Raw genomic sequence first — 20,722 nt, 5'->3', positions numbered from 1 at the left:
GTATTGTTTTTGATTTTAAGTTGAAAATAAAAGCTTTACTTTTAGTGAAGCTTTGTTTACTCATTGAAACGCCATGGTAACTCATTTAGTGTTTTATAAAACGGGCAACGCAATTACATTGCATGAAAAAATTAATTATAATGAATAAATTTCTCTCAATATTAATGATTATTCTTTTTGCTAATACAGCTTTATCTCAAAACAATAACTATTCCGAACTTTGGAGTCAAGTTGAAAAACTTGAAGTTGAAGGTTTGCCTAAATCGGCATTAGAAATTGTTGAAACTATTGAATTAAAAGCAAAAAAAGACAATAACTCACCTCAGCAAATTAAGGTATTATTATTTAAAAGTAAGTTCGCTTTATTACTTGAAGAAAATGCACAACTTAAAATTATTAATGATTTTAAGGCAGAAATTAGTAAAAGTGAATCACCAACAAAGAATGTTTTACAAAATGTATTAGCTACTTTGTATTGGCAGTACTTTCAACAAAATCGCTATAAATTCTATAATCGTACAAAAACTAAAGACAAAGTAGACACTAAAGATTTTAGAACATGGGATTTAGAGACTTTATTCGAAGAGATTCATTTTCATTATAAAAGCTCTTTAAATAATGGACTTATTTTACAGCAAACTAAATTAGTAGATTTTGACATTCTTTTATCCTTACAAAACGAATCTAAAAGATATAGACCAACGCTTTTTGATTTTTTAGCACATAATGCCTTAGTGTTTTACAAACATCAAGAGAATAGAATTAACAAACCTGCCTATAAGTTTTTAATAGACAACCCAGAATTTCTTGGAGAATCTGAAACATTTTCTAAGTTAAAAATAGTATCAAAAGACACGTCTTCATTAGCTTTAAATGCTTTAAAACTTTATCAAGAGCTCACTAAGTTCCATGCAAAAGATAAAGAGCCATATGCGCTTACCGCTGTTAATATAGATCGATTAGATTTTGTAAATCAATACGCAACATTTAACGATAAAGAGAACGTTTTTATAAACACTATTAAATCTGAAAGCAAAAAACATGAAGAACATGAAGTATCGGCATTATATAACTTTAAACTTGCTGGTTTATATAATAATCTAGGAGGACAATATAATTACGAAACAAAACCTGAAGTTCGTTGGAAAATTAAAGAGGCCATTGCAGTTTGCGATACTACTATTACAAAATTCCCTTTGAGTAAAGGTGCCGAACAATGTCGTGTTTTAAAACAATACATAACCAATCCTACATTACAGTTAACAGCAGAAAAATTAATCCCTGTTAATACAGAATCTAGGATACTAGTAACCTACAAAAACCTAGAAGCGTTAAATCTTTCTGCTTATAAGCTTACCGAAAAACAATATAAAAAGTTTAAAAAACTATATAGAGAGAATGAACAACAGGATTTTATAGCTAAACTTGACCCTACAAAAAACTGGGATACTTCACTAAAAAATGAAAATGATTTTCAGTTACATACTACAGAAATTTCTTTGCCTGCTTTAAATAATGGACGTTATATTATAACAGCTAAAACGGCTGCTTTAGATGAAAATTTTAAAGCACATACATTGGTGCAAATCACAAATATTGCTTTAGTAGAATATGAAGATTCTGAAAAGAAATACTTTCAATTTATAGATAGAAATAATGGTAACCCAATTGAGAATACTAAAATTCAATTTCAATATTTATACGATAATGAAGTAAGTGAAACTTTTACAACGACTACTAGTTCTAAGGGTAAAACATTTATAAAAAAACGTAAGCGAGACCGACGACGCTTAAATATTACAGTGTTATCTAAAGATGATGTCGCTCACTTTGATGACATATATATTTATAATTATTACAGAAACCGTAATAACGATAACAAAACAAGATACAATGCCTTTTTGTTTACAGACCGAAGTATTTATAGACCTGGACAAACTGTATATTTTAAAGGTATTAGTATGAAAACTAAAGACAATAAATCTGAAGTTATACCTAATCGTTCTGTCACTGTTGTATTAAACAATGTAAATGGTGAAAAAGTAAAAGAGCTTAATTTAAAAACAAATGAATATGGTTCTGTAGCTGGCGAATTTATATTACCCAATAGTGGATTAACAGGTAATTTTAGTATAAGATTAAATGATAATAAAGACCTAAGTGCTTATACTAATATTTCGGTGGAAGAATATAAACGTCCAAAGTTTGAAACCAACTTTAAACCCATTACCGAAACCATAAAAGTAAACGATAGTATAACCGTAAAAGGAGAAGCACTTGCTTTTGCTGGTTCAACAATTTCTGATGCTAAAGTGGTATATCGTGTTAAAAGAAATGTAGAATATCCGCGTTGGTTTTATTGGAGACGTCCAACATTTCGAGATCAAGGACAAGAAATAACCCAAGGTGAAACAGTTACAGATGCTAATGGTAATTATAATATTACTTTTAAAGCTATTCCCGATGAAAGTGTAGACAAATCTAGTCTTCCTGTTTTTAAATATGAGATTACTGCAGATGTTACAGATATTAATGGAGAAACCAGAAGTACAAAAACAATAGTAAATGTTGGTTATCATGCATTAACAGCCACTATTTCTATTGATAACGCTTTAGATAAAACTAAAAAAGATCATAAAATTACTATAGATACGCGTAATTTAAATGGTGAATTTGTTCCTGCAAAAGGCACACTTAAAATTTATAAGTTAAATGCACCAGATAATGTATTACGACCGAGACCTTGGAAAGCACCAGATTATATAAACTTTACCAAAACCGATTTTAAAAACCGTTTTCCTCATGATGCTTATACTAATGAAGATAAAAGTGAACATAAGGAAAAAGGCGAACTAGTTTACGATAAAACTTTTAATACCGAAGTATCTAAAGAGCTTGACTTAAAAAACATAAAACGATGGGAATCTGGTGAATATATTATAGTTCTAGACTCTAAAGATAAATTTGGCCAAGCCGTAAAAGACGAAGCCAAAACCACATTATATAGTGCAAAAGATGAACTATTAGCAGATAATCAATTATTTAGTATTACTACCAATAAAATGCAGTATGAAACTAACGATACTGCAGAAATTATACTTGCTACCGCTGCTAAAGACTTAACAGTAACTATTGCTGTTGAAAAAAACAATGAGATTATTAACACATACATTGTTAACTTAAAAGCTAACAAAAAAACTATTCGTATACCAGTAACTAAAGAAGACTTAGGCGGTTTTGCTGTACATTATAGTTTTGCGGCTTACAATAGTTTTAAAAATGGCACATTACAAATTAATGTCCCTTATCCAAAAACCGATTTGGAAATTGAAACGTTAACGTTTAGAGACAAACTACAGCCAGGAAGTGATGAAACATGGAAATTTAAAATAAAAGGTCCAAAAGGAGACAAAGCTTCGGCCGAATTATTAGCAAGTATGTACGATGCGTCTTTAGACGAATTTAAAACACACAATTGGAGTTTTAATCCTATCTATCGTTCTACCTACTACTCTAGTCTAAGCCGTAATGCTAATAGAAGTTTTGGGCAAGCAAATTTTAGTGTAAAACGCAATAGACTATATCCAAGTTACCCTAAAGAACAAATGTATGACCAATTAAATTGGTTTGGTTTTAGTTTAAATAATAACCGTTGGCAATACCAACGCTATTTAAGAGGTATTCGCATTAATAATACTAAATCGAGGTACGATAAAAGCGTCAAATCTGGTACTGTTTCTGGAATTATCTACGATGAAAACAATTCGCCATTACCTGGCGTAAATATTATTGTTAAAGGCACAACTACTGGAACAGTAACAGATATTAACGGCCGTTTTTCTCTTAAAGTATTGAAAGGAGAAGTTTTAGATATTAGCATGATAGGTTTTAAAACCGAAAGTATAACTATTGATAAGAACAATTCATTTTCTATTTATTTAGCTGAAGATAATAACTCTTTAGACGAAATTGTAGTTGAAGCAATGGAAAGTGAAGCTCCAATGGCTATGATGGTTTCTGATGAATCTAGATCAAAAAGAAAAACTAATGCTGGATTTGCTCAAACATTAGAAGGACAAGTTGCTGGGTTAAATATAACTACTAGTAATGTACAACCAGGAGCAAATAATAAAATCACACTAAAAGGTGTTTCATCTTTAAGTGATAATAAAGACGTTTTATATGTAGTTGATGGAGTACCTATGACTGCTGGAGAAATAACAAACATAAATCAAAATGACATATTATCTATGAATGTGTTAAAAGGTAATGAAGCCATTGCAGCCTATGGAGAAAAAGGCAAAAATGGGGTTGTAATTATTACAACCAAAAATAATCCAAACGCAAATTTTGATACTGTAAAAATTCGAAAAAACCTTCAGGAAACTGCCTTTTTCTTTCCCCAATTAGAAACAGATAGTAACGGAAATGTTTTGTTTAGCTTTACAACACCAGAAGCATTAACTAAATGGAAATTACAATTATTAGCACATACTAAAACATTAGAACATGCTACAACATCGTTAACTACTGTTACACAAAAAGAATTAATGGTGTTACCTAACGCACCACGTTTTTTACGTGAAGGCGATAACATAAAAATTAGCACCAAAATTTCAAACCTAACAGATAAAAAACTATCTGGTGTAGCTATACTTCAATTGTTTAATGCTTTAACGGGTAAAGCTATAGACCAAAAATTATCTAATGCGTATAATGACCTTGGTTTTACTGTAGATGCAAAAGGGAATACTAGTGTAACTTGGAATATAGATGTAACAGACGATGTACAAGCTGTACAATATAAAATAATAGCGAAGTCTGGAGATTATAGCGATGGTGAGCAAAATGCATTACCAGTTTTAACTAATCGTATGTTGGTAACAGAATCGTTACCAATGTGGATTCGTAGTAATCAAACCAAAACTTTCACTTTAGATAAACTAAAAACAAACACCTCAACAACGCTTAAAAACCATAAGTTAACGCTTGAAATGACAAGTAATCCAGCATGGTATGCTGTACAAGCATTACCATATTTAATGGAATATCCTTACGAGTGTAACGAGCAAACCTTCTCCCGTTATTATGCTAATACTTTAGCAAGTCATATTGCAAATTCTAATCCAAGAATTCAAGACGTATTTAACCAATGGAAGAACACAGATGCTTTATTAAGTAACTTAGAAAAGAATCAAGAATTAAAATCTATTTTAATTCAAGAAACACCTTGGTTACGTGATGCGCAAAGTGAAACTGAACAGAAAAAACGTATCGCCTTGTTATTCGATTTAAATAAAATGAATAACGAATTATCTAAAGCAAAAAACAAACTTAAAAGAAACCAAATGTCTAATGGTGCTTGGTCTTGGTTTGGAGATTATAGAGCGAACCGCTATATCACACAACATATCATTACTGGTTTTGGACATTTAAAGCAGCTTAATGTTAAACTAAGTGACATAGAAAATACTATGATTAATAAAGCATTACCATATTTAGATACTCAATTCATAAAAGAATATAAAGACATTAGAAAATACGACGAAAAAGCCGATTTAAATCTAGATCGATTAAGCTATACTCAATTACATTATTTATACATGCGTAGTTTTTTCCCAGAAAACAAACCCAATAAAGAAGTAAAAGAAATTATGGATTATTACCATTCTCAAATTAAAAATTACTGGACTAAACGTGCCTTATATGCAAAAGGTATGATGGCATTAGTAACACATAGAATGAATGATAATTCGACCTCAAGTAAGATTTTAAAATCATTAAAAGAAAATAGTATCACCAGTGAAGAGTTAGGAATGTATTGGAAAGAAAACACCAATTCTTGGTATTGGTATCAAGCACCTATAGAAACACAAGCCCTGATGATTGAAGCGTTCTCTGAAATTGAAAATGATACTAAAACTATAGATGAACTTAAAATCTGGTTATTAAAAAATAAACAAACTAATCGTTGGAAAACAACAAAAGCAACAACAGAAGCTATTTATGCTTTACTACTTCAAGGTAGCGATTGGTTAAGCGTTACAGACATGGTAGAAGTAGTTATTGGTAACCAACCTATTGCCCCATCAAAACTAGAAGCTGTAAAAGTAGAAGCTGGTACTGGTTATTATAAAACAAATTGGACTGGCACTGAAATTACACCTGCAATGAGCGAAATAAAAATCACGAAAACAGGTAAAGGTATTGCTTGGGGAAGTTTATACTGGCAATATTTTGAAGACTTAGACAAAATTACTTCTGCCGAAACGCCTTTAAAACTTAAGAAAAAACTATTTAAAAAGACAAATACAGACAAAGGTGAAGTGATTACAGATATTACAAAAAACACCAAACTAGAAGTAGGAGATTTAGTAAGAGTACGTATAGAATTACGTAGTGATCGCGCTATGGAATTTGTACATATGAAAGATATGAGAGCTGCCGGCTTAGAACCTATAAATGTTATATCTAGATATAAAACTCAAGATGGTTTAGGATATTATGAAGCAACAAAAGATGCTTCAACAAACTTCTTTTTCGATTATTTACCAAAAGGGGTTTATGTTTTTGAATACGATTTACGTGTTAGTAATGCTGGTAATATGAGTAATGGCATTACTACTATACAAAGTATGTATGCTCCAGAGTTTAGTAGTCATAGTGAAGGTACTCGCATAACAGTTGAGTAATATTGTTATTACCTACTTGACTCTTTACAATTACAATATACTGATAATGAAAGGTATAATTCTGGTTTACGACCAAGGAAATTAATTACATGGAATATATTTCCTATCTTTAAGTACTAACCAAAAACAAAAAAATTATGAATCCAAAAGTATTTATGGTTCTAAGAATTTTACTTGGAATCTTTGTTTTAGTCTTCGGAGTTAACAAATTTGCTGATTTTTTACCAATGCCAGAGTTATCTGCAGATGCAGGTGCCTATTTTGGAGCATTAACAAATTCTAAAACAATGGTACTAGTTGCTTTAGTGGAAATAATAGCTGGTTTAGCCTTAATTTTTAACAAATTTGGCGCCTTATCGGCATTAATTCTAATGAGTGTATCTATAAATGCGGTATTATTTCATGCTGTATTAGATCCTGGAGGAATTGGTGGTGCAGCTGTTTTATTAATATTAAATATTGCTGTACTTATAGGCTATAAAAACAAATACAGTGACTTATTGAACTAACTATCTATAACTAACTGTAATGAAAAAGGCTTCCATATTTGGAAGCCTTTTTCTATTCTTTTGGAATTCGTTTAGCTAAAAACCGTATTTGCCCCATATGATTAGCTTGATGTTCCATAACATGATACCAAGCCCAATGGTTGTTCATTGTCCCTGCACTATTTTTCTCCTTTAACCATTTATCATCTTTTGTTTTTAAAAGCTTCAATGTTTTAGCTCTTACTTCTTTATAAATATCTAAATAGTATTCTATTGGTTTTCCTTGCAATTTTTCTCTACCATTATCTCCAAGATTTAAAGCAACACTCCATTTCTTTTGTTCATCTTTATTAAAACCCCTGTTTTCAAAAGTATAAACTTGATAGTAGGCTTCAGTTGCTGCCAAGTGCATAATCATTGCACCTATTCTATTTGCATTGTCGTCTAATAAATAGTCTGCCTCATATTGACTCATTCCTTCAACAGATCTTGTTACTCTTGCTTTTAAATCATTAAGCATAGATACTAGGTTACCAATATCGTTAGTAAACCCTTTTTCTGGTTTAATTAAATTTTGTCCATTTACAAAAAAGCAAATCATTAACAGAATTGTAATTAAAATTGATTTTTTCATTGTTCGATTTTTGACTGTTCTCAAAAATACAACCTAAAACTTTCAATATCAACGAATTAACACAAACTTAACTAAAAAATGAGGTTTCAATTAAGCTTGTTTTGTGTCTTGTATTATCTGTTATAAGGACGTTCACTAATCCAATTAAAACCTCTATTGATTAATAAAAGAGCATCATCATTCATACGTTTGGTCTTTCCAGAAATTGTATCATTCTCTGTGATAAAGTTAAAATCTAAATTAGCACCTGTCTTTGTATAATTAAAATCAAAAGCATCTGATTGATCACCAGATTTAGAAAATTTCATTTTTTTAGTTATTGAATCTATTTCAACTTTATAAGAAATTCTTTTCTCATTCATTGTTTCAATTTGTACAGAACCTGTTCTTTCAAACATAATAGTTTTCCAAAGTCTATCATTTTTATAATTGGTTATGGTATCATTATTAATGACATAATTTTTCACCTTATAAACACCATATAATTCTGGTTTAGGCACATCTGGATTATATTGCTTATTCATATCTAGAACATTGTAGAAACCATATCCTAAGGCATAGGCTATAACTAAACCCTTCAACACTTTAAGACTAACATCTAGCCATTTTTTTAGCTTGGGACGCTTTATTACTGTTAATCTTTCAACAGGATTATTGGTTAATAAAAACTGCATTACTTTCTTAATATCTCGAGACAACAAGAACAACGTCATTAACACTAAATGAGTAGATAATATCTTAACAGGCACATCGAAAAAGTAATTAACTGCCATCACATTCATAGCAGTCATTAAAGTGATGATCGCTCCTAATGTTTGAGTTCTTCTAAACAATAACAAACCAGCTAACACTTCTGCAATACCCATAAACATATTATAACCTTCTGAAAAACCTAAAAAAGTCCAAGCTAATCCCATAGGAGAAGATTCACCATAAGGTTGTAATAATCTGTAAAAACTAGGTTCTGGAAATTGTAGTTGGATAACTTTTACTAAGCCATAACTAATAAGCATTAAACCAACATAGTAACGCATTGCTGTTGTTAGCCAATAATATAGTTTCTTGTAACTTGTTCGCTTTCTATCTATAACTGACCAAATTAAAGCACCTAATACTGCTGTAATAAAAATTATAAGTACAACTAGATAATCAAAGGTTGTATCTCCACTACCATTAGGTCCTGTAGCTATTTTAAAAGGAATTCCGAGAACATGCTCTCCAAACCAAGGTGCGAATTTTTGCATTAACTCCAGTGGTTTTTTAGCTAGAAAATCAAAAAATGGATAAGCCCCATTATTTTGAAAGAAAATAATTAACCCAAAGTAAATAAATGAAAACCTAAAGCCAAAACTCCCTAGCTTAGACCACTTATCCTCTTCAGTTGATGAGATATTAGTTATTAATGTTAATACAAATATTAACAGAAATAGTATAGCTATGTATATTCCTATATTTGGATAAAACGGTTTAATAGTACCGGTATTATTATCAATCCCACTACCTTCTATTACTATAGCATATGCCCCATCTATTGCATCTTCACTCGCATTGAAAGTAAATTCTCTTATTCTTGTAGGTTCGGCGCGACCTATACCATTACTCCAATTAGGAATAGCACTATTTACTACTTTATTTTCAAAACTAGCGTTATCTAATTTTACAGGTTGATATTCTCCATTATCATCTTCTATATAGAGTTCAAATTTATCAAAGTAAAACTTGCCATTATTATAGCAAATAGCTCCAAAATTTATCTCTTCAGATTTAGAATCTATTCTACCTACAATTGTATATGACTCCCATTTATTAGCAGTTATGGGTCTATTTCCCATATTATCAAAAAAACCTCTTCCTTGCTCTGGTTTATTATCTACTCTTGCCCAAATTCCTGCTCTAGACTTTTCATCAATTCCTTCTACTTTTACAGATGCAATGACTTTAAACTTTTTTATAGAGTCTGTTTTAACCTCTATTTTTTGGCTAAACGAAACCCAATCTCTAGAAATTTCTTTTACTGTCTGTCCAGATAGAGAAAAGCTAATTAGAATCGCAAATAGTATGAAATATAATTTCTTCATTTTAATAATATTATATTAATCTTTAATGTTTTCTGGTAGTTTCAACTCTGCCTCTGGTGGAATTCTTTTTGCTAAAAATAAAATTTGTCCTAAATGACTAGATTGATGTTCCATAACATGGAACCAACAATAATGATTACTCCAACCATAAGCTGGCTGTATTTCTTGAAACCATTTATCATCTCTCTTTTTTAACTCTTCTATCGTTTTTGCTCTTACTTCATTATAAATATCTAAGTAATACTGTACATCATGACCTTTAAACTCATCTCTTCCGCCTTGATCTAAATTTAAAGCTACATCCCATTTCTTTTTCTCTTCTTCATTAAACATTCTTCCTTCAAAAGTAAATACTTGATAAAATTTTTCAGCTGCAGCTAAATGCATAATTAAAGCCCCAATTCTATTTGCTTTTTCATCATGTAAATGATCTATCTCATATTGAGACATATTCTTTACTCTTCTTTCTACTCGCTCTTTTAAATCTTCTAACATAGAGATCATCGCTGCAATTTGAGGCGAAGCGCCTTCCACATTTCCTATAGTACCATCTGAGGTTGGCTTAATACCACTTCCTTCTATTAACAATGCAGAATTACCTTCTACTGCATCTGCTGTAGTGGTTACCTTATACTCTTTAACTTTTACAGTTTTACCTTTAGAAATACCTTGATTCCATTTTGGAATTACATTATTAGAAAATGAAGTTTCAAAACTGAAATTATCTACAGGAACTTCTTCTAACACTCCTTTATCGTTTTCTATAAATAATTTATAATTATCAAAATAGAATTTGCCATTCATTAAACATAACCCTCCAAAATTTAATCGTTTAGAATTTTCATCTATAACACCTTCTACAGTATAAGACTTCCATTCATTAATTTTCACTGGTCTATCTCCCATATTATCAAAAAACCCGGTTTCTTCTTTATTGTCTACCCTTGCCCAAACTCCTGCCCAAGCTTGTTTATCTTCAGTGTCAACTTTTACAGAAGCAATAACTTTAAATTTCTTTTTTGTCTTAGATTCTATATCTAAAAATTGACTAAAAGAGGTCCAATCCCTTGAGATTTCTTTAACTTCTTTTTGAGCATGTGTTGCAATACTTAGCAGGCATGTAAGAATAATACATTTAATTGTTTTCATTTTTTTGATTTATATAGTTGATTGATTAAGGTTCAATTTACAGTCGTAAATATATATTAGAGGCAGACATTGAACATAAAAAATATGACGAATGGCAAAATGATTTATCTAAACGGAATAAAATAATTTTAACTTGGAAATTTTTATTTACTAATAGAAATAATAATACTTATAATTTCTAAATTAGAAACTTAATTGGTCTTTAAAAATATAAGATTGCCTTCTTGAAATTTCGATTTCATCACCAGAATGCATTTCTATTTTTAACTTACCGTTAAACCATGATACTACTTTATTTACATGGTTAATATTTATTATTTGCTGTCTATTAGCTCTAAAAAAAACATCTTGGGGTAATTTCTCTTCTATTTGCACTAATGACTTATATATAAGTGGTTGATTTTCTTCAAAATACACACGTGTATAATTACCTACTATTTCAAAAAGAGAAATATCTTGAATTTTTACTAACCAACATTTTTCTCCATCTTTAATAAAGATTTTTTTATCTAATGCTAAAACATCTTTATTAGAAATATTAGAAGGTGCAGCAGTTGCATTTTCAAAAACTTTTTTTATTGTAGCCGAAAATCGTTTTTGGTTAATTGGTTTTAACAAATAATCAAAAGCATTATACTCAAAAGATTTAATAGCGTATTCATCAAAAGCAGTAGTAAAAATGGTTGTTGGCACCTCATCTAACATTTCTAATAATTCAAAACCATCTTTTTCGGGCATATTTATATCTAGAAACAACAAATCTGGATTAGATTTATTAATAAGTTTATAACCTTCATCTACATTTTCTGCTTCACCAATAAGTTCAATCTCTGGATGTACTTTCATAAGTTCTTTCAACTCATTTCTGGCTAAACGTGAATCCTCTACTATGACAGCTTTTAACTTCATTACGCTAATGGAATTTTAACAGTTGCAATTACTCTAGCATCTACTTCTTTTAAATTAAATATAGCACTATCGCCATAAAGTAATTCAAGACGTCGTTTAATATTTTTCAAACCTAATCTAGTCGTATTTTTTGTTTCTTTTAATTGCCCAGGATTTGCTACTACTATTTCTAAAACATTATTGTTAATATGTGTATTTAAACTTAATATACCTCCCGTTTTTAGATTAGAAATACCATGCTTAATTGCATTTTCAATTAACATTTGTATAATCATTGGAGGTATTTGTTTACTTAAAGTATTTGGATCTATTTCGGTTTGAAATTGTAAACGTTCTTCTAATTGAATTTTAGAAATCGCTATATAATTCTCTACCATTTCTAATTCATCTTCTAAAGCTATCGAATCTACGTCACTTTTGGTAAGTGAATATCGTAATGTTTCAGATAAATTTGTTAACATATTTCTAGCCTTACTTACATCTTCAAGCATTAAACCACGAATATTATTTAAAGTATTAAACATAAAGTGTGGATTAATTTGGCCTTTTAAAGTATTTAATTGAGATTCTTTTAAGTTACTTTCTAACTGGAGTTGTTTTACTTTCACAACGTTTAAATGATGATACATTTTAATAGTTAAAAACACAAAAAGCCATATAATATATAGTGTAGCAAAATATATAGCATTATATAAAAGCGGTATAAAGGTCATATCTCCAGACTTACCTCTACTACCTCCCCAGAAATCAACCATATCTAATAATGGCCAGAGTAACCATGAATATATTAATTGTATAATAATAAATAATCCTATTACCTTATAGATATCTAGGCGCTTAATATTATTAAAATCTATTTTATAGTCTATATGTAGAGAGACTATAAATGTTGTTAAGTAAGCTAATATCCCACAAGCAACAGATTCTGCAATTAAATATTTAACACGCTCTGGTGAGGTTTCTACACCAATCATTTTTCTAAGTGCTAGTGTAATAAAAAAAAGAAACACCCAACCTATTAAACTAAAAATGAGATAATATTTATTTAGAGATAATTTCATTTGTTGTACTTTAAACTTGTGCAATTTAAACTAAAATATCGCACTTCTATATCTAATACAATTTCTAATGCACTTATAATTTTTATTGCATGTTTTTATTTTTTTCAGATTCTAACTTTTCTGCCATTGCTTTATGTTTTTCAACATCCCAAGTAATATTCCACATGCTTACATAGTCGGTTAAAGGTGCAAGTCCAACTTCTGCTCTTCTTTTATCTACGTTTTCAGGATCAATTAACGGAGACACGTAATATTTTCCTGTTTCTTGATCTCTCATAATTTGACTACCATAAATTTGTTTTTCACCTTTTCTCATTGCTATCCTATCTTCCAGTAAGGCTAGACTGCTCGCTCTAGCATTATTTTTCTTTACAGCTTCACGCATCATAGGCAAATACTTTTCCTGTACTTCTAGTGGAGAATGTTGAATTACTAAAAACAATGTAGAATTCCCTCTACCTCCAATTTTATCTTGACCTAGCCAACCACGTTCATCTAATATTTTTTGAATTTTAATAAGATTAATTGAATCTTTCTCTGCTATGGTTTTCCAATGCGCTTTCATTTCATCAGAATCTCTACCATATTTTTCTTCTACATCTTTTATTTCTCTTCTTAAACCTTGATCGTCTTGATAGATAGTATCTAAAATAGCTACCAATGGTTTATCAAAATTTGCTTCAGCCTTTTCTTTATTTAATTTAACTACGTCTAGTAATTTATTCCATCGCTTATCTGAATGCAAATTTGACAAATCTACGTCTGTCGTTATATGACCATAATTAGAATAAGCTCCTTTGTTTGCTATTCTATATAATTGAACAAATGAAGAGTCAATTTCTTTTGCTAAAGCCCATGAACAAGCAGCATTATATCTATCCGTAGTATTACTTTTTCCTTCAGTAGCCCTAAAAGCTTCAGAATATTTCTGTGCCGATTTCAAGAAATCTTTCTTTTCATAAAGATTCCAAGCTTCGTTTTTTAATTCGGCATATTTAGCTTTTTGCTCTGCTGTTGGTTCTTTTATAACTATTTCTTTCTTTTCATTCTTACAAGAAGCAAATATTAATAATAACGACAATACTAGTATCTTTCTCATAGATCCTTAAAGTTTTTTGTTTTGTATTACTATGGGAATACAAGGTATATTGGTAAGTAAATTTTGTTTTGGTTATTTTGGTTGGTTAGTATAAATTGATTGATTAAATCTTACATAGTCGTTAATACTGCAATTAATACTTCCACGACTACTTTTACTAAATTAAACATAACTGTTTGTTTTTTGATGATTGTTATACTGTTTGTTTTTTAATTGATACTGTAAATATACATCCTATTTAAAGTCTTAAAGTCTAAATTATGATGAATGGTAAAATGATTTATTTAAACGGAAATTCGAAGTTTCATTATATAATTTTAATGAGCTTATGTAACAAAAATTTTGAAATATCTACATATATTTAGATATTTGTCTAAATAACTAAATACATGAACCTTTTATTTAAAGCATTAAATGATGATACTAGACGGCAGATTTTGGAATTGCTTAAAGAAAAAGATCTTACTGCTGGAGAAATAGCAAATGCTTTTAATATTTCTAAACCAAGTATTTCTCATCATTTAGACATATTAAAAAGGGCAGATTTAGTTAATAGCGAAAAGAAAGGTCAATTTGTTGAATACTCCATTAACACTACTATTTTAGAAGATGTGTTACAATGGATTCTAACTTTAAAAAAATAAAATTATGTCTTTAAAAAAAGAACTTCCGTTATTACTTATTGTTCTCATTCCTTTTATTTATTTAGCCTACATATGGAATGCTTTGCCAGAAACTGTACCTACACATTGGAATGCTAGTGGAGAGATTGATGGTTGGTCATCAAAAAATACGCTATTATTAATTCCTTTTCTTTTACCTGTATTAATCTATGTACTGCTTACTGTAATTCCAAAAATAGACCCTAAAAAGAAAATAGATGCTAAGAGTAATAAGTTTTACAACATTAAGTTTTTGTTAACTCTTTTCATGTCGATTCTAGCATTATTTATATTATATAGTTCAAAATCTCAAACATTTACAAACCCTAATATTATAATATTATTAATAGGTTTACTGTATGTTGTTCTTGGAAATTACATGAAAACATTTAAACCTAACTACTTTATTGGTATTAGAACGCCTTGGGCTTTAGAAAATGAAACTGTATGGAAAAGAACACATAATATGGCTGGAAAATATTGGTTTTTTGGAGGGTTATTGATAATAGTATTAAGTTTATTATTAGACAAAAAATTAAACTTAATACTCTTTATAGTCATTACTAGCATTCTAACCATAATACCTATAGTATATTCTTATTTATTATTTAAAAAAATAGAAACATCACATTAATCAATTAAAAATCAACACATAATGAAACTTACAATAACAACTATAATTCTATTCTTTACATGCGCAATCTTCTCACAAAATAGACCACAAGAACCTAAAGAGCCATTTAATTATACAATTGAAGATATAAGCTTTACAAATACAAAAGCGGAAAACATAAAATTAGCAGGTACACTTACATTACCTAAAAATGTAAAAAAACCTGCAGTTGCCATTTTAATAAGTGGATCTGGACCGCAAGATCGTAATGAAAGTTTAGCTGGACACAAACCGTTTTTAGTATTAGCCGATTACTTAACCAATAACGGCATCGCTATATTACGATACGATGATAGAGGAACTGCTAAATCTGAAGGAGACTTCATGTCTGCAACTACATTTGATTTTGCTACAGACACTGAAGCTGCCGTAACCTATTTAAAAACTAGAAATGATATTGACATATCTAAAATTGGTTTAATAGGTCATAGCGAAGGTGGCTTAATCGCTCCTATAGTTGCTTCTAGAAATAAAGACATTGCCTTTTTAATATCCCTTGCCGGAACTGGTGTAGATGGAAAAATAATTTTGGAAACCCAAACACGTCGTGCCGCAGAACTTGTTGGCGCTCCAAAAAGCGCCATAGATGAAAATGAAAAACTAACCAATATTATATATGGAGCTGTACAAAAACATGATACTTTTGAAAATATTAAAGCAGAAGTATCTTCAGGCTTAAAAGCATTTAAAGTTGAAAACCCAAACTCACAATATGCTTCTTTAATAACTGATGCTTTTATAGAACAACAAGCAAATGCAGTTAAATCTTCTTGGCTTCAAACATTTATAAAAACTGATCCTAAGGATTATTTATCAAGAACTACATGTCCAATTCTAGCCTTAAATGGCAGTAAAGATTATCAAGTACTGCCAAAACTAAATTTAGAAGCCATAGAAATAGCTTTAAAGAAAGCTGGCAACAAAGACGTCACAATAAAACAATTAGAAGGTTTGAACCATTTATTTCAAACTGCTGAAACTGGTAGTGGGCAAGAATACGCTAAAATAGAAGAAACCTTCTCTCCAAGAGCATTAGTTATTATAAAAGACTGGATTTTAAAACGTTTTTAATCATCATTTAACGTTTTCCATAGTACATCTTTCAATTCTGTTAACCCTTGTTGCGCAACCGAAGAGATAAACAAATACGGAATTGGTAATTCGTTATCCAGTTCCGTTTTTAATTCTGCTTTTAATTCATCGTCTAACATATCACATTTAGAGATAGCAATTAAGCGCTCTTTATCTAACATTTCAGGATTGTAGCGGCGTAATTCATCTAAAAGAATATCATATTGTTTTTTAATATCTGGAGCATCAGCTGGTATTAAAAATAACAAAATAGAATTACGTTCTATATGACGCAAAAAATAATATCCTAAACCCTTACCTTCAGCAGCTCCTTCAATAATTCCAGGGATATCTGCCATTACAAAAGTTTGAAAATCTCTATACTTTACAATTCCTAAATTAGGCTTTAAAGTGGTGAATTCATAATCGGCAATTTTGGGCTTTGCAGATGTAATTACTGATAATAATGTAGATTTTCCTGCATTAGGAAAACCAACCAAACCAACATCTGCCAAGACCTTTAGTTCTAAAGTAATATCTTTTTCTTCTAAAGGAATCCCTGGCTGTGCATAACGTGGTGTTTGGTTCGTAGAGCTTTTAAAATGCCAGTTTCCACGACCTCCTTTTCCTCCTTCTGCAACAATTCTTTCTTCACCATCATCGGTAATTTCAAAAAGAATCTCATTAGTTTCGGTATCACGTACAACAGTTCCTAAAGGCACGTCTATGTATCTATCTTCTCCATCGGCACCAGTACTTCTGCCACTACTTCCATGAGCTCCGTGTCCAGCTTTAATATGGCGTTTAAATTTTAGATGTAATAATGTCCAAAGGTTAGAATTTCCTTTTAAAATAACATGTCCACCACGACCTCCATCTCCACCATCTGGTCCGCCTTTTGCTATGTATTTTTCACGATGTAAGTGTGTTGATCCTTTCCCTCCTTTACCAGAAGACACATGCATTTTTACGTAGTCTACAAAATTTCCTTCAGTCATTGTTTTTTGTTATAAGTGTAAGAGTTAACATCTCTTGGACTTACTTAGTATTATCATTCCTTAATAAACAGGAATAAAATTATAATTTATCTATTACCTCACATAAACGTCCAGTAATATCTTCTATACTTCCAAAGCCATCAACTCCAAAATATTTATCTTGTCCAGAATAATAGTCTTTTAAAATAGCTGTTTCGTCATAATATACTGCGATTCTGTTTCTAATAATATTTTCATCAGAATCATCTTTACGACCACTAGTTTTACCACGTTCTAACAATCGCTTAACCAAAACCTCATCTTCTACTTCTAAAGCGATCATAGCATTAACTTTAGAATCTTTACTATCCATAATTCTATCTAAAGCTTTGGCTTGAAATTCATTTCTTGGAAACCCATCAAATATAAAACCTTGAGCATCTGCATTTTTTTCAACTTCAGCTTCTAGCATATCTATTGTAACTTGATCTGGAACTAAGTCGCCTTTATCTATATAAGACTGTGCTAAATTCCCCAATGCTGTGCCATTTTTCATATTAAAACGAAAAACATCTCCAGTAGAAATGTGTACCAAATTATACTTTTCTTTTAAAAAATTAGCTTGCGTGCCTTTACCTGCTCCTGGAGGACCAAATAATACTAAATTAGTCATGTGTTGTGTTGTTTTTATTTGATAAACTGCTGGTAAATCTCTTCCTAGACCATCATAATCTAATCCATAACCAACTATGAATTTATTAGGAATCTCTATACCAACATAATGTAATTTAAAGTCTTTTTTATATGCATTTGGTTTGTAAAACAATGTAGCAATAAGTAGTTGCTTTACATTTTCATTTTTAAAGATACGGTGTACTTCATGCAGTGTGTTTCCAGAATCTATTATATCTTCAAGAATTACAACAGTTCTATTTGTTAAATCTTGTGTTAATCCAATAAGTCTCTGGATATCTTCAGTCGACTTAACCCCTTCATAAGATGCTAATTTTATAAATGTGACCTCGCAAGGTTTGGGGTATTTTTTTACAAAATCACTTACAAACATAAATGAACCATTCAAAATACCAATAAAAACAGGCACTTCATCACCTAAATCGTTAGCAACCTCTGCTGCCATTCTAGAAACAGTATCGCTTATTTCTTGTTCAGATATAAACGGTTTAAAATATTTATCGTGAAGCTTTATCATGGCTTATTTTTATGAAAGCTGCAAAGATAAGGATTTGTTAATCGATATGCGATTTTCATCAAATTTTTATAGCTTTCTTTTCATTTTTAAACGTATTTTTGTACCAAATCAATCATTTTAATGAATTACTTTTCTTCGCAATTTAAATTAGGAATTTTAGGCGGTGGCCAATTAGGTAAAATGATGCTTAATGTTACTAGAACATTTGATATTACGACTCATGTTTTAGATTCAAGTGATGAAGCACCATGCAAAATAGCATGTAATCAATTTACAAAAGGAGATTTAATGGATTTTGATACCGTTTACAATTTTGGGAAACGTGTTGATATTCTCACTTTCGAAATTGAAAATGTAAACGTAGATGCTCTTGAAAAACTAGAAAAAGAAGGAGTAAAAGTATTTCCTTCGTCTCAGAATTTAAGGATTATTCAAAATAAGGCTAAGCAAAAATTATTCTATTTAGATCATAAATTACCAACATCGGCATTTTCTCGTTTCGCTTACCTATCAGAAATAAAAGAGACTGTTCTAAATGGCGGATTACAATTTCCATTTGTATGGAAGAGTGCTCAATTTGGTTATGATGGAACTGGTGTAAAAATTGTTCGTTCTCTTAAAGATTTAGATGGCCTACCCAAAGGCGAATGTATTGCCGAACAGTTAGTAGATTTCAAAAATGAATTAGCTGTAATAGTAGCACGAAATTCAAATGGAGAAATAAAAACATATCCAGTAGTTGAAATGGAATTTCATCCTGAAGCAAATCAAGTAGAGTATGTTATTTGTCCAGCACGTATTTCTAATGAAGTTGCTAAAAAAGCTCAAGAAGTGGCTCTTAACGTTTCCAGAACATTTAACCATGTTGGTTTATTAGCTGTAGAGTTATTTCAAACACAAAATGACGAAATATTAATAAATGAAGTTGCTCCAAGACCTCATAACTCAGGACATCAAACCATTGAAGCGAGTTACACTTCGCAGTTTGAACAACATATTAGAGCTATTTTAAATTTACCATTAGGTAAGACCGAAAGTAAAGTTGGTGGTATTATGGTAAATTTAGTTGGAGCTGAAGGTCATACAGGAGGTGTTATTTATAAAAACATAGATAGTATTATGAAAATGGAAGGTGTAACACCTCATATCTATGGCAAGAAACAAACACGTCCATTTCGCAAAATGGGACATGTAACCATTGTTAATGAAGATTTAAATATAGCAAGGCAAATTGCTGAAAAAGTAAAAAACACCATAAAAGTTATAAGTAAATAAATTATGAGTAAAGTTGGCGTAATAATGGGAAGTGATAGTGATCTTCCAATAATGCAAGAGGCAATAGATATTTTAAAAGGTTTTGATATTGAAGTTGAAGTAGATATTGTATCTGCACATAGAACACCAGAGAAACTATTTGACTATAGCAAAAATGCACATACACGTGGAATATCTGTAATTGTTGCAGGAGCTGGTGGAGCTGCGCATTTACCTGGAATGGTTGCATCTATGTCTCCTTTACCTGTTATTGGAGTACCAGTAAAAAGTAGAAACTCTATAGATGGATGGGATTCTATCTTATCTATATTACAAATGCCAGGTGGCGTACCAGTTGCTACCGTTGCTTTAGATGGTGCAAAAAATGCTGGGATATTAGCTGCTCAAATAATTGGATCTAGCGACAAATGTGTTTTAGATAAGATCTTGGCTTATAAAGAAGGATTAAAATTGAAAGTAGAAACAGCTTCTAAAAAACTTAAATAATATAAATTAAGAAAGCCCAGTCTCCTGGGCTTTCAATCGCTATTAATCTTCTATATATGAGTTTTACTCACATCAAAAAAACTTATAGCAAATCTCTTAAATAGATCTCAAACAGAAGAATTGAGCTTAAAAAAAATAAAAGTTTAGACGAAATGCATAAATAATCGATGAAAAGTAATTTTAATACGTATTCCTTCTCAATTTAAACTATAAGAGATAAAAAAAAGCCCCAAATAAATTTGAGGCTTTTCATCGCTA

General features: G+C 30.4%; 15 protein-coding genes. 7 read left to right on the top strand and 8 right to left on the bottom strand.

Annotated features, from left to right (window positions below; translation table 11 throughout):
* Positions 1 to 140: 140 nt before the first annotated feature.
* Together Q0997_RS14980 and Q0997_RS14975 are read left to right on the top strand one after the other, a co-directional pair.
* Complete coding sequence (locus tag Q0997_RS14980; protein WP_299890226.1) at positions 141 to 6,692, top strand: carboxypeptidase-like regulatory domain-containing protein; 6,552 nt, start codon at positions 141 to 143, stop codon at positions 6,690 to 6,692.
* 137 nt (positions 6,693 to 6,829) lie between these two features.
* The gene (locus Q0997_RS14975; RefSeq protein WP_299890225.1) at positions 6,830 to 7,201 is read left to right on the top strand and encodes a DoxX family membrane protein; all 372 of its coding nucleotides are present in this window, start codon (positions 6,830 to 6,832) and stop codon (positions 7,199 to 7,201) included.
* 52 nt (positions 7,202 to 7,253) lie between these two features.
* On the opposite strand, the gene Q0997_RS14970 is transcribed toward Q0997_RS14975, so the two are convergent.
* The 6 genes from Q0997_RS14970 to Q0997_RS14945 all read right to left on the bottom strand — a co-directional run bounded on the left by Q0997_RS14970 (position 7,254) and on the right by Q0997_RS14945 (position 14,110).
* The gene (locus Q0997_RS14970) at positions 7,254 to 7,814 is read right to left on the bottom strand and encodes a DinB family protein (RefSeq protein ID WP_299890223.1); all 561 of its coding nucleotides are present in this window, start codon (positions 7,812 to 7,814) and stop codon (positions 7,254 to 7,256) included.
* A 113-nt stretch (positions 7,815 to 7,927) separates the two neighbouring features.
* On the bottom strand, positions 7,928 to 9,892 hold the full coding sequence (locus Q0997_RS14965) for a hypothetical protein (protein ID WP_299890221.1): 1,965 nt from the start codon (positions 9,890 to 9,892) through the stop codon (positions 7,928 to 7,930).
* 15 nt (positions 9,893 to 9,907) lie between these two features.
* Positions 9,908 to 11,041, bottom strand: a complete 1,134-nt coding sequence (locus Q0997_RS14960; protein WP_299890219.1) for a DinB family protein — start codon at positions 11,039 to 11,041, stop codon at positions 9,908 to 9,910.
* A gap of 183 nt (positions 11,042 to 11,224) precedes the next feature.
* On the bottom strand, positions 11,225 to 11,950 hold the full coding sequence (locus Q0997_RS14955; protein WP_299890217.1) for a LytTR family DNA-binding domain-containing protein: 726 nt from the start codon (positions 11,948 to 11,950) through the stop codon (positions 11,225 to 11,227).
* A complete protein-coding gene (locus Q0997_RS14950) occupies positions 11,950 to 13,011 on the bottom strand; it encodes a sensor histidine kinase (protein ID WP_299890215.1) in 1,062 nt (353 codons plus the stop codon). Before Q0997_RS14950 ends, Q0997_RS14955 begins: the two co-directional genes overlap by 1 nt.
* A gap of 82 nt (positions 13,012 to 13,093) precedes the next feature.
* On the bottom strand, positions 13,094 to 14,110 hold the full coding sequence (locus Q0997_RS14945) for a DUF6624 domain-containing protein (RefSeq protein WP_299890213.1): 1,017 nt from the start codon (positions 14,108 to 14,110) through the stop codon (positions 13,094 to 13,096).
* A 389-nt stretch (positions 14,111 to 14,499) separates the two neighbouring features.
* On the opposite strand from Q0997_RS14945, the gene Q0997_RS14940 reads away from it, so the two are divergent.
* Genes Q0997_RS14940 through Q0997_RS14930 form a run of 3 tightly spaced genes read left to right on the top strand, consistent with a single transcriptional unit; the run spans position 14,500 to position 16,516 of the window.
* Positions 14,500 to 14,754, top strand: coding sequence for an autorepressor SdpR family transcription factor (locus Q0997_RS14940; RefSeq protein ID WP_299890211.1), 255 nt, complete (start codon positions 14,500 to 14,502; stop codon positions 14,752 to 14,754).
* Between the two features lie 4 nt (positions 14,755 to 14,758).
* Entirely contained in the window at positions 14,759 to 15,406 is a 648-nt protein-coding gene (locus Q0997_RS14935) for an SdpI family protein (RefSeq protein ID WP_299890209.1), read from the top strand.
* A 21-nt stretch (positions 15,407 to 15,427) separates the two neighbouring features.
* Positions 15,428 to 16,516, top strand: coding sequence for an alpha/beta hydrolase (locus tag Q0997_RS14930; protein ID WP_299890207.1), 1,089 nt, complete (start codon positions 15,428 to 15,430; stop codon positions 16,514 to 16,516).
* Here the strand turns inward: Q0997_RS14930 and obgE are convergent.
* Complete coding sequence (gene obgE, locus Q0997_RS14925; RefSeq protein ID WP_299890205.1) at positions 16,513 to 17,514, bottom strand: GTPase ObgE; 1,002 nt, start codon at positions 17,512 to 17,514, stop codon at positions 16,513 to 16,515. The genes Q0997_RS14930 and obgE overlap by 4 nt on opposite strands.
* 79 nt (positions 17,515 to 17,593) lie before the next feature.
* Positions 17,594 to 18,703 (bottom strand): adenylate kinase, encoded by a 1,110-nt coding sequence (locus Q0997_RS14920; RefSeq protein WP_299890204.1) that lies wholly within the window; start codon positions 18,701 to 18,703, stop codon positions 17,594 to 17,596.
* 120 nt (positions 18,704 to 18,823) lie between these two features.
* Here Q0997_RS14920 and Q0997_RS14915 point away from each other — a divergent pair, with 120 nt between their 5' ends.
* Entirely contained in the window at positions 18,824 to 19,978 is a 1,155-nt protein-coding gene (locus Q0997_RS14915) for a 5-(carboxyamino)imidazole ribonucleotide synthase (RefSeq protein WP_299890202.1), read from the top strand.
* Positions 19,979 to 19,981: 3 nt separating this feature from the next.
* Entirely contained in the window at positions 19,982 to 20,464 is a 483-nt protein-coding gene (gene purE / locus Q0997_RS14910) for a 5-(carboxyamino)imidazole ribonucleotide mutase (protein WP_299890200.1), read from the top strand.
* The last annotated feature ends 258 nt before the right edge of the window (positions 20,465 to 20,722 follow it).

The organism is uncultured Lacinutrix sp. (assembly GCF_947500325.1).
Classification (GTDB): Bacteria; Bacteroidota; Bacteroidia; order Flavobacteriales; family Flavobacteriaceae; genus Lacinutrix.
Note: the sequence above shows the minus strand (reverse complement) of the source record. Positions and strands in the feature narration are given on the sequence as shown.

Bases quoted from the DNA above. Each gene is read 5' to 3' on its own strand.
- Q0997_RS14980 (WP_299890226.1), top strand. From the start codon at position 141: ATGAATAAATTTCTCTCAATATTAATGATTATTCTTTTTGCTAATACA.
- Q0997_RS14975 (WP_299890225.1), top strand. From the start codon at position 6,830: ATGAATCCAAAAGTATTTATGGTTCTAAGAATTTTACTTGGAATCTTT.
- Q0997_RS14970 (WP_299890223.1), bottom strand. From the start codon at position 7,814: ATGAAAAAATCAATTTTAATTACAATTCTGTTAATGATTTGCTTTTTT.
- Q0997_RS14965 (WP_299890221.1), bottom strand. From the start codon at position 9,892: ATGAAGAAATTATATTTCATACTATTTGCGATTCTAATTAGCTTTTCT.
- Q0997_RS14960 (WP_299890219.1), bottom strand. From the start codon at position 11,041: ATGAAAACAATTAAATGTATTATTCTTACATGCCTGCTAAGTATTGCA.
- Q0997_RS14955 (WP_299890217.1), bottom strand. From the start codon at position 11,950: ATGAAGTTAAAAGCTGTCATAGTAGAGGATTCACGTTTAGCCAGAAAT.
- Q0997_RS14950 (WP_299890215.1), bottom strand. From the start codon at position 13,011: ATGAAATTATCTCTAAATAAATATTATCTCATTTTTAGTTTAATAGGT.
- Q0997_RS14945 (WP_299890213.1), bottom strand. From the start codon at position 14,110: ATGAGAAAGATACTAGTATTGTCGTTATTATTAATATTTGCTTCTTGT.
- Q0997_RS14940 (WP_299890211.1), top strand. From the start codon at position 14,500: ATGAACCTTTTATTTAAAGCATTAAATGATGATACTAGACGGCAGATT.
- Q0997_RS14935 (WP_299890209.1), top strand. From the start codon at position 14,759: ATGTCTTTAAAAAAAGAACTTCCGTTATTACTTATTGTTCTCATTCCT.
- Q0997_RS14930 (WP_299890207.1), top strand. From the start codon at position 15,428: ATGAAACTTACAATAACAACTATAATTCTATTCTTTACATGCGCAATC.
- obgE (WP_299890205.1), bottom strand. From the start codon at position 17,514: ATGACTGAAGGAAATTTTGTAGACTACGTAAAAATGCATGTGTCTTCT.
- Q0997_RS14920 (WP_299890204.1), bottom strand. From the start codon at position 18,703: ATGATAAAGCTTCACGATAAATATTTTAAACCGTTTATATCTGAACAA.
- Q0997_RS14915 (WP_299890202.1), top strand. From the start codon at position 18,824: ATGAATTACTTTTCTTCGCAATTTAAATTAGGAATTTTAGGCGGTGGC.
- purE (WP_299890200.1), top strand. From the start codon at position 19,982: ATGAGTAAAGTTGGCGTAATAATGGGAAGTGATAGTGATCTTCCAATA.